This is a genomic window from uncultured Sphingomonas sp. (assembly GCF_964021865.1).
Lineage (GTDB): Bacteria > Pseudomonadota > Alphaproteobacteria > Sphingomonadales > Sphingomonadaceae > Sphingomonas.
This window is the reverse complement of sequence record NZ_CAXIAM010000086.1, coordinates 1-8,566: the sequence shown is the minus strand read 5'-3', so window position 1 is coordinate 8,566 and position 8,566 is coordinate 1. Positions and strand designations below refer to the sequence as shown.

The following is an 8,566-nucleotide window of genomic DNA, read 5'->3' as shown; positions in this document are numbered from 1 at the left end:
CCGATCTGGCGGCGATCCCGCCTATAACGCCGCCGCGCTCCGCCGCCTGCTGACCGGCGAGCCGGGCGCATACCGCGACGCGGTGCTGCTCAACGCCGCCGCCGCGCTGGTGCTTGCCGGCCGGCAGACCGATCTGCGCGCCGCCGCGGCACAGGCGGCCGAGGCGATTGACGCCGGTCACGCCACCACCCTCCTCGATCGCTGGATCGCCTGGTCATGACCATCCTCGCCGACATCTGCGCGACCAAGCGCAGCGAGGTCGCCGCGCGCAAGGCCACGACCTCGCTCGCCGACCTGACCACCCTCGCTGCCGCGCAGAGCGCCGCGCGCGGCTTTCGCGCCGCGCTCGATGCGACCGTCGCCGCCGGCCGCCACGCGCTGATCGCCGAGATCAAGAAGGCCAGCCCGTCCAAGGGGCTGATCCGCGCCGATTTCGACCCGCCCGCGCACGCGCGCGCTTATGCGGAGGGCGGCGCGACCTGCCTGTCGGTGCTCACCGACGCCCAATATTTTCAGGGCAACGAGGAGTATCTGATCGCCGCGCGCGCCGCCTGCGACCTGCCCGTGCTCCGCAAGGATTTCACCGTCGATCCGTGGCAGGTGGTCGAGGCGCGCAGCATCGGTGCCGACGCGATCCTGCTGATCGCCGCCGCGATCGACGATGCGTGCATGGCCGAATGCGAGGCGGCCGCGATCGAACAGGGGCTCGACGTGCTGGTCGAGGTTCACGACGCCGACGAGATGGAGCGCGCCGCCCGCCTGAAGACGCGTCTGATCGGCGTCAACAACCGCGACCTGCGTACCTTCACGGTCGACTTCCGTCGTACTTACGATCTGATCGCGGACGCGCCGGCCGGCTGCACGTTCGTCGCCGAAAGCGGCCTCACCAGCCGCGCCGACCTCGACGAACTGGCCGCGCATGACGTGCATTGCTTCCTGATCGGCGAAGCGCTGATGCGCCACGCCGACATCGCCGCGGCAACGCGCGCGATGGTCGGTTAGGATCGCCCGGGATGCCCCGCCGCCCAACCACCGTTCGTACTGAGCTTGTCGAAGTACGTGCCCCACAGCACGCCGTCTAACACATGACCAACCTCACCCACCTCGATGCCGATGGCGCCGCGCACATGGTCGATGTCGGCGACAAGGCGGTCACCCGCCGCGAGGCGGTCGCGACCGGTACGATCACGATGTCCGATGCAGCGCTAACCGCGATTCGCGACGGCGCAGTGAAGAAAGGCGACGTCCTCGCGGTCGCCCGCGTCGCGGGGATCATGGCCGCGAAGCGCACCAGCGACCTCATTCCGCTATGCCATCCGCTCCCGATCACGCGCGTGTCGCTCGATCTGGTGCCGGAGGCGAGCGGCATCACCGCCACCGCCACCGTCGCGACCGACGGCAAGACCGGCGTCGAGATGGAGGCGCTGACCGCCGTCTCCACCGCGCTGCTGACCGTCTACGACATGGCAAAGGCGATCGATAAGGCGATGACGATCAGGGACATTCGCCTGCTCGAAAAGCGCGGCGGCCGTTCCGGCGACTGGCGCGCCGCATGACCTTGCTCCCGGTCGCCGAGGCGCAGGCGCGCGTCCTCGCGCTCGGTCGCCCGGTCGAGACGGTCGACGTACCGCTCGATCAGGCGCTTGGCCGCTGGGCGACCGCCCCGGTGATCGCGCGCCGCACCCAACCGGCGACCGATCTGTCGGCGATGGACGGCTACGCCCTCCGTTTCGCCGACCTGCCCGGCCCCATGCGCGTGATCGGCGAAAGCGCTGCCGGTGCGCCCTTCTCCGGCACGGTCGGTGCCGGGGAGGCCATCCGCATCTTCACCGGTGCCGCGATGCCACCGGGCGCAGACACCGTACTCGTGCAGGAAGAAGCGGCGCGCGACGGCGACACGTTGCGTCTCGACGGTGAGGGTCCGCCGCATGTCGGCCGCAACGTCCGTCGCCGCGGGCTCGACTTCGCCGAGGGTGACGTCCTCGTGGAGCAAGGCCAGCGGCTTACCCCCGCGCGGCTGGCGGTCGCCGCGACCGGCGGGGTCGCGCGGCTCGCGGTCGCGCACCCGGTTCGCGTCGCGCTCGCCGCCACCGGCGACGAACTGGTCGAGCCCGGCACCCCTGGCGACGCCCTGCCCGAATCCAACCGCCTGCTGCTCCGCGCCTTGCTCGCGGGCAGCGGCGTCGAAATCGTCGATCTCGGCATCCTCCCCGACCGGCTCGACCGGCTGACCGACGCCTTCGCCAGCGTCGCCGCCGACGTCCTGGTCACCACCGGCGGTGCGTCGGTCGGCGACCACGATCTTGTTCGCCCCGCGCTGCTCGCCGCGGGCACCACGCTCGATTTCTGGCGGATCGCGCTGCGCCCCGGCAAGCCGATGCTCGCCGGGCGGCGCGGCGACATGGCGGTGGTCGGGCTGCCCGGCAATCCGGTGTCGGCCTTCGTCACCGCGTTGCTGTTCGTGCGCCCGCTCGTCGCGCATCTCGCCGGCGCCACCGACCCGTTTCCGGCCGTTTCCCGGGCGTTGCTCGGCGAGGACCTGCCCGCCAACAACGAACGGACCGATTATCTGCGCGCCGAATTGCGCGACGGCCGCGCCTTCGCCTCGACCATTCAGGACAGCTCGATGCTGCGCACGCTGGCGCGCTCGACCTGCCTGATCGTGCGCGATCCGCACGCTCCCGCGGCACGCGCGGGCGACTCGGCGGAAATCCTGATGATCGCTTGACGGACAGCGCTATGTTCCATAAAGGTTCGCAATCCGTTCACTAGGAAGGCGCCCGGACATGCTGACGCGCAAGCAGCACGAGCTGATCTGCTTCATCGAGGACCGCCTCGCCGACACGGGCGTCTCGCCCTCGTTCGAGGAGATGAAGGACGCGCTGGAGCTGAAGAGCAAGTCGGGGGTCCACCGCCTCATCAGCGCGCTCGAGGAGCGTGGCTATCTCCGCCGCCTCCCCAATCGCGCGCGCGCGCTGGAGGTCATCAAGGCGCCCGAACGCGGCCCCGAGGCGAAGCGTACCGCCCCGCCCTCGGTCAAGCGCACGATGCCCGAGCCCGCCAACGACGTGGTCGAGATCCCGCTGCACGGCCGGATCGCGGCCGGTGTGCCGATCGAGGCGTTCGAAGGCTCGACGATGCTGCCGGTGCCCGCGGCGCTGCTCGGCGCGGGCGAGCATTTCGCGCTGGAGGTGGCGGGCGACTCGATGGTCGAGGCCGGTATCTTCGACGGCGACTATGCGCTGATCCGTCGTCAGGAGGTTGCGCGCGACGGCGAGATCGTCGTGGCGCTGATCGACGACAGCGAGGCGACGCTCAAATATTTCCGCCACGAAGGCGCGATGATCCGCCTCGACCCCGCCAACCGCGCCTACGACCCGCAACGCTACGCCCCCGCGCAGGTCCGCGTGCAGGGCAAACTCGCCGGGCTGCTGCGGCGTTACTCGTAAGGACCGGGTTACCGCCGTCGCCCCGGACGTGATCCGGGGCCCCGCTTCTTCTCGACGATCGAGCCGAAACGAGGCGCGTAGGCACAACCTTCGCAAACATCGGGCCCTGCGCAAGCCCCGCACCGCCGCTCTCGCACCCACCCCCGCGAACGCCGTGGGGCAAATCGGCGAACCTTCGCAATGACTTGGCACTCCTCGCCAAGCAAACCCAACAACCGCTCGGCGCCGCACGCAACCCGTCACGGTTGCGTCACCTTCGAGCCCGCATCGGGCAACATCGACAACCACCTTGCCAACATCGACGCGCCTTTTGCCGCCTCCCGCGCCTGATGCTGACCGGCGATCACCCACGGATGCCTGTCCCCCGCCGCGCGCACCGTCGCGACCCGCCCGGTCGCAAACGTCACCCGCACCCCGCCGGTCCGCCCCAGCGTCGCCCGGTCGAGCGTCAGCCACCGTCCCCGACAAGGGCGCGGCAGCTGCCGCTCGCTGACCACCACATCCGCGCGCCGACACAGCGCTATCAGCTCGTTGGCCGGCACCAGATACAGGCTCCGTGTCGCCAGCACCCGCCACACGCGCCCGTCCCCGTGCCGCTCCATCCAGCACAGGTCACGATTGCACCGCGCGCCATGCGCCTCGCTCAGCAGCGTGGGCATGCCGTCCAGGCCGCCGGCCTCGGCGAGCAGATCGCGGACGTAATCCCCTGTCCGATCACGCAAAATGGATACACCGCCGTCATCGCCCCGCAGCGCCAGATGCCGCCCGTCTCCGGTGACGATCAGGTCCGGCACCGGCGTCGCGATCGTCCAGACGGCGCCGATCGCGACGGGCAACAGCCCGAAATAACGCCACCGCGTCCGCCAGATCGCCACCCACAGCCCGCCCGCGACCATCGCGCCGAACGCCGCGGTCGGCATCACCGGCAGTGCCGTCACCGCTCCTGGTGCCGCCGCTACCGTCCTCGCAATCCACAGTAAAAACGCCAGCGCCCGATCCGCGACCCACCACGCCGGCGCCCCTGCGCCGACCAGATCGAGCAGCAGCGCCACCGCCTCCGCCGGCATCACCACGAAGGTCGTCAGCGGGATCGCGACGATATTGGCGATCGCGCCATAAAGGCCCGCCTGATGAAAGTGATAGACCGCGATCGGCATCAGCGTCAGCTCGACGAGCAGCCCGGTCAGCAGCAGCGACGCCGCTGCCCGCAACAGGCCGCGCCACCGTGGCTCCTCATGCTCGCCGAACCACGCGCGAACCCGCGGATGCTCGTGGAAGGCGATGATCGCCGTTACCGCCGCGAACGAAAGCTGGAAACTGGGTCCGATCACCGACTCGGGCCAGAACAGCAACACCACCAGCGCGCCCGCCGCGACGAGCCGCAGCGTCAGCGCCTCGCGCCCCAGCACCAGCGCCACCAGTACCATCAGCGCCGCGACACAGCTGCGGATCGTCGGCACCTGCGATCCCGTCAGCCAGGTGTAGCCGATCGCCGCCACCGCCCCCGCCGCGGCAGCGACCAGCGGCAGTCGCCCGGTCAGCGCCAGCCGCGGCGACAGCGCGAGCAGCCGCAGCGTCAGCCACATGACGAGGCCGACCGCCGCGGTGATGTGCAACCCGCTGACCGACAACAGATGCGCCAGCCCTGCCCGCCGCATCGCCTCGGCATCGCGCTCGTCGATCGCGCCGGAATCGCCGGTCGCCAGTGCCGCCGCGATCCCGCCTGCGCTGCCCGCCAGCCGCGCCTCGATATGCCGGGTCAACGCCGCACGGATGTCGCCGGCATCCGTCGAGGCGGGCGTGAGGATCGTCACCGGCGCAAAGCCGCGACCGGTTGCGCCCAGCCCGGAAAACCACGCGACCCGCGCGAAATCATAGGCGCCCGGCACGGCGGGCGGCGCGGGAGGCATCAGGCGGGCGCGCACCCGGATCGCCGCGCCGCGCGCCAGCCCGCCCGGTACCGCCTGGGCGTCGAGATTGACCCGCACCCGCGTCGGCGGGGGACCTTCGCCGTCCCATTCGGCGACCGTCAGCGTCACCCGCGTGAGCTGCCGCGCCGGTAGTGGCTCGACCTGCTCGACGCGCCCGCTCAACCACGCGATCACCGGTCGGGTCAGGACCGGCGCGGCAACCCGCTCGGCGCGTGCCCAGGTCAGCGCCAGTCCCATCACCACCGCCAACGCGAGCACCGCCGCCAGCACCGCCGCACGCCCGCCCCGCGCCCCCGCGAGCGCCGCCGCCGCGACCGCGAGCGCCAGCAACAGCACCGCCACCCAGCTCCGCGGATCGGGCAGCACGAACCACGCCGCCGCGCCCGTCCCCAACGCCACGGGTACCCACAGGACGAGCTGGTCGCGCTCCGCCTCCAGCCGATGCTCGATTGCGTCCTGTATCAAAGCGATGCCCTGCGCGGCGCGGATTTGAAGCGCCGACGATGCTTTGCTAGAGGCGGGCGCGGCTGAACTGGCCATTCGAATTTCCAGCCTGGGAGCAAGCGCGCTTGAGCGCAACCGACAAAACCGCCAGCGCGGACGGCCGCGCCGTCGTCACCCGCTTCGCCCCGTCGCCGACGGGGTTCCTCCATATCGGCGGCGCGCGCACCGCGCTGTTCAACCTCCTGTATGCGCGCCATCACGGCGGCACCTTCCGGCTGCGGATCGAGGATACCGACCGCGCCCGCTCGACACAGCCCGCGATCGACGCGATCCTGTCGGGGATGCGCTGGCTCGGCCTCGATTGGGACGGCGAAGAGGTCTATCAGTTCGAACGCGCCGACCGTCACGCCGCGGTCGCGCACACGATGGTCGAGCACGGCCACGCCTATCGCTGCTACCTGACGCAGGACGAATTGGCGGCGATGCGCGCCGAAGCGCAGGCCGCCAAGCAGCCGCTGCGCGTCCGCTCGCCGTGGCGCCACCGGACCGACTATCCCGCCGACCAGCCCTATGTCGTCCGCCTGCGCGCGCCGACCGAAGGCGCGGTGACGATCGAGGACCACGTGCAGGGCAGCGTCACAGTCCAGAATGCCGAACTCGACGACCTCGTCCTGCTGCGCTCCGACGGCACGCCGACCTATATGCTCGCGGTGGTGGTCGACGATCATGACATGGGCGTGACGCATGTCATCCGCGGCGACGACCATCTCAACAACGCCTTCCGCCAATTGCCGATCTATCGCGCGATGGACGCTATCGAGGGGGGCTGGCCCGATCCGGTCTATGCGCACATCCCGCTGATCCACGGCAGCGACGGCGCGAAACTGTCGAAGCGCCACGGCGCGGTCGGGATCGAGGCGTATCGCGACGAACTCGGCATCCTGCCCGAAGCGCTCGACAATTACCTGCTCCGGCTCGGCTGGGGGCATGGCGATGCCGAGATCATCTCGCGCGACGAGGCGATCGAATGGTTCGACCTTGCCGGGGTCGGCAAGTCGCCGAGCCGCTTCGACCTCAAGAAGCTTGAGAACCTCAACGGCCATTATATCCGTGCCGCCGATGACGCACGGCTGGCGGACCTGGTCGCGGAGAAACTCGATTTTGATCACGACGATACCCGTCGTTCGATCCTGCGTGCGGCGATGCCGTCGCTCAAGCCGCGCGCCGCGAACCTCAACGAATTGACCGACGCCACCGCCTTCCTCTTCGCGTCGCGCCCGCTCGCGGTGGAGGAAGCGGCGCAGCCGTTGCTCGGCGGCGAGGCACCCGCCTTGCTCTCGCGCCTGCACACGGCGCTTGACGCGGTGCACAACTGGGATACGGAGGCCACCGAAGCGGTGGCGCGTTCGGTGGCCGAGGAAGCGGGCGTCAAGCTCGGTCAGGTCGCCCAGCCCCTCCGCGTCGCGCTGACCGGCCGCAAGACCTCGCCGGGCATCTTCGACGTACTCGTCCTTCTAGGACGCGCGGAAAGCCTGGCCCGTATCGCGGACCACATGACCCCGACTGGGGCCTGACAGGAGAAGATCATGACCGAAGCCGCCAAGTTCACGCTGTCGGGCAACGAGCTCGACTATCCGGTCCTTTCGGGCTCCGTCGGCCCGGACGTCGTCGACATCCGCAAGCTGTACGCGCAGACCGGCGCCTTCACCTACGATCCGGGCTTCACCTCGACCGCCTCGTGCCAGTCGAAGCTGACCTATATCGACGGTGACGAGGGCGTCCTGCTCCACCGCGGCTATCCGATCGGCGAGCTGGCCGAACAGTCCAGCTTCATGGAAGTCTGCTACCTGCTGCTCAACGGCGAGCTGCCGGATCAGGGCGAGCTGGACTCGTTCTCGCGCACGATCACCCGTCACACGATGGTCCACGAGCAGCTGGCGCAATTCTTCCGCGGCTTCCGTCGCGACGCGCACCCGATGGCGATCATGTGCGGCGTCGTCGGCGCGCTGTCGGCCTTCTACCACGATTCGACCGACATCCACGATCCGCAGCAGCGCATGATCGCATCGCACCGGCTGATCGCGAAAATGCCGACGATCGCGGCGATGGCGTACAAGTACAGCGTCGGGCAGCCGTTCCTGTATCCGGACAACTCGCTGTCCTACACCGGCAATTTCCTGCGCATGACCTTCGGCGTGCCGGCCGAGCCCTATGTGGTGAACCCGGCGGTCGAGAAGGCGATGGACCGGATCTTCATCCTCCACGCCGATCACGAGCAGAACGCCTCGACCTCGACGGTCCGGCTGGCGGGTTCGTCGGGCGCCAATCCGTTCGCGTGCATCGCGGCGGGCATCGCCTGCCTGTGGGGTCCGGCGCATGGCGGCGCGAACGAAGCCGCGCTCAACATGCTGCGCGAGATCGGCACGCCCGACCGCATCCCCGAGTTCATCGCGCGCGCCAAGGACAAGAACGATCCGTTCCGCCTGATGGGCTTCGGCCACCGCGTCTACAAGAACTACGACCCGCGCGCGACCGTGATGCAGAAGACCGTGCGCGAGGTGTTCGAGGCACTCAACGTCCAGGACCCGCTGTTCGAAACCGCGCTGCGGCTGGAAGAGATCGCGCTCAACGATCCGTATTTCGTCGAGAAGAAGCTGTTCCCGAACGTCGATTTCTACTCGGGCGTGATCCTCTCGGCGATCGGCTTCCCGACCACCATGTTCACCGCGCTGTTCGCGCTGG

The 8,566-nt window shown here is 69.7% G+C and carries 7 protein-coding genes and 1 pseudogene; 7 read left to right on the top strand and 1 reads right to left on the bottom strand.

What is annotated here, in order from left to right; all coding sequences use genetic code 11:
- The 5 genes and pseudogenes from AADI75_RS15565 to lexA all read left to right on the top strand — a co-directional run.
- A pseudogene (locus AADI75_RS15565) lies at positions 1 to 220 on the top strand (anthranilate phosphoribosyltransferase); the annotation flags it as partial.
- The gene (trpC, locus tag AADI75_RS15560; protein ID WP_341209908.1) at positions 217 to 1,002 is read left to right on the top strand and encodes an indole-3-glycerol phosphate synthase TrpC; all 786 of its coding nucleotides are present in this window, start codon (positions 217 to 219) and stop codon (positions 1,000 to 1,002) included. The pseudogene AADI75_RS15565 and the gene trpC, both read left to right, overlap by 4 nt.
- Positions 1,003 to 1,085: 83 nt before the next feature.
- Complete coding sequence (gene moaC, locus AADI75_RS15555; RefSeq protein WP_341209907.1) at positions 1,086 to 1,556, top strand: cyclic pyranopterin monophosphate synthase MoaC; 471 nt, start codon at positions 1,086 to 1,088, stop codon at positions 1,554 to 1,556.
- Complete coding sequence (locus tag AADI75_RS15550) at positions 1,553 to 2,728, top strand: molybdopterin molybdotransferase MoeA (protein ID WP_341209906.1); 1,176 nt, start codon at positions 1,553 to 1,555, stop codon at positions 2,726 to 2,728. Before moaC ends, AADI75_RS15550 begins: the two co-directional genes overlap by 4 nt.
- Before the next feature lie 58 nt (positions 2,729 to 2,786).
- Positions 2,787 to 3,449: a transcriptional repressor LexA gene (gene lexA / locus AADI75_RS15545; protein ID WP_341209905.1), complete on the top strand. Its 663-nt coding sequence runs from the start codon at positions 2,787 to 2,789 to the stop codon at positions 3,447 to 3,449.
- Positions 3,450 to 3,688: 239 nt separating this feature from the next.
- Here the strand turns inward: lexA and AADI75_RS15540 are convergent, their stop codons facing one another.
- On the bottom strand, positions 3,689 to 5,920 hold the full coding sequence (locus AADI75_RS15540) for a ComEC/Rec2 family competence protein (protein ID WP_341209904.1): 2,232 nt from the start codon (positions 5,918 to 5,920) through the stop codon (positions 3,689 to 3,691).
- A gap of 29 nt (positions 5,921 to 5,949) precedes the next feature.
- Here AADI75_RS15540 and gltX point away from each other — a divergent pair, with 29 nt between their 5' ends.
- Positions 5,950 to 7,398 (top strand): glutamate--tRNA ligase, encoded by a 1,449-nt coding sequence (gltX, locus tag AADI75_RS15535; protein WP_341209903.1) that lies wholly within the window; start codon positions 5,950 to 5,952, stop codon positions 7,396 to 7,398.
- A 12-nt stretch (positions 7,399 to 7,410) separates the two neighbouring features.
- On the top strand, positions 7,411 to 8,566 hold a 1,156-nt coding region (gene gltA / locus AADI75_RS15530; protein WP_341209902.1), incomplete at its 3' end, for a citrate synthase.

What these genes read in the sequence shown, in the direction of transcription:
- AADI75_RS15540 (WP_341209904.1), bottom strand. Translation starts at nt 5,920, where the DNA reads ATGGCCAGTTCAGCCGCGCCCGCCTCTAGCAAAGCATCGTCGGCGCTT.
- AADI75_RS15550 (WP_341209906.1), top strand. Translation starts at nt 1,553, where the DNA reads ATGACCTTGCTCCCGGTCGCCGAGGCGCAGGCGCGCGTCCTCGCGCTC.
- lexA (WP_341209905.1), top strand. Translation starts at nt 2,787, where the DNA reads ATGCTGACGCGCAAGCAGCACGAGCTGATCTGCTTCATCGAGGACCGC.
- trpC (WP_341209908.1), top strand. Translation starts at nt 217, where the DNA reads ATGACCATCCTCGCCGACATCTGCGCGACCAAGCGCAGCGAGGTCGCC.
- moaC (WP_341209907.1), top strand. Translation starts at nt 1,086, where the DNA reads ATGACCAACCTCACCCACCTCGATGCCGATGGCGCCGCGCACATGGTC.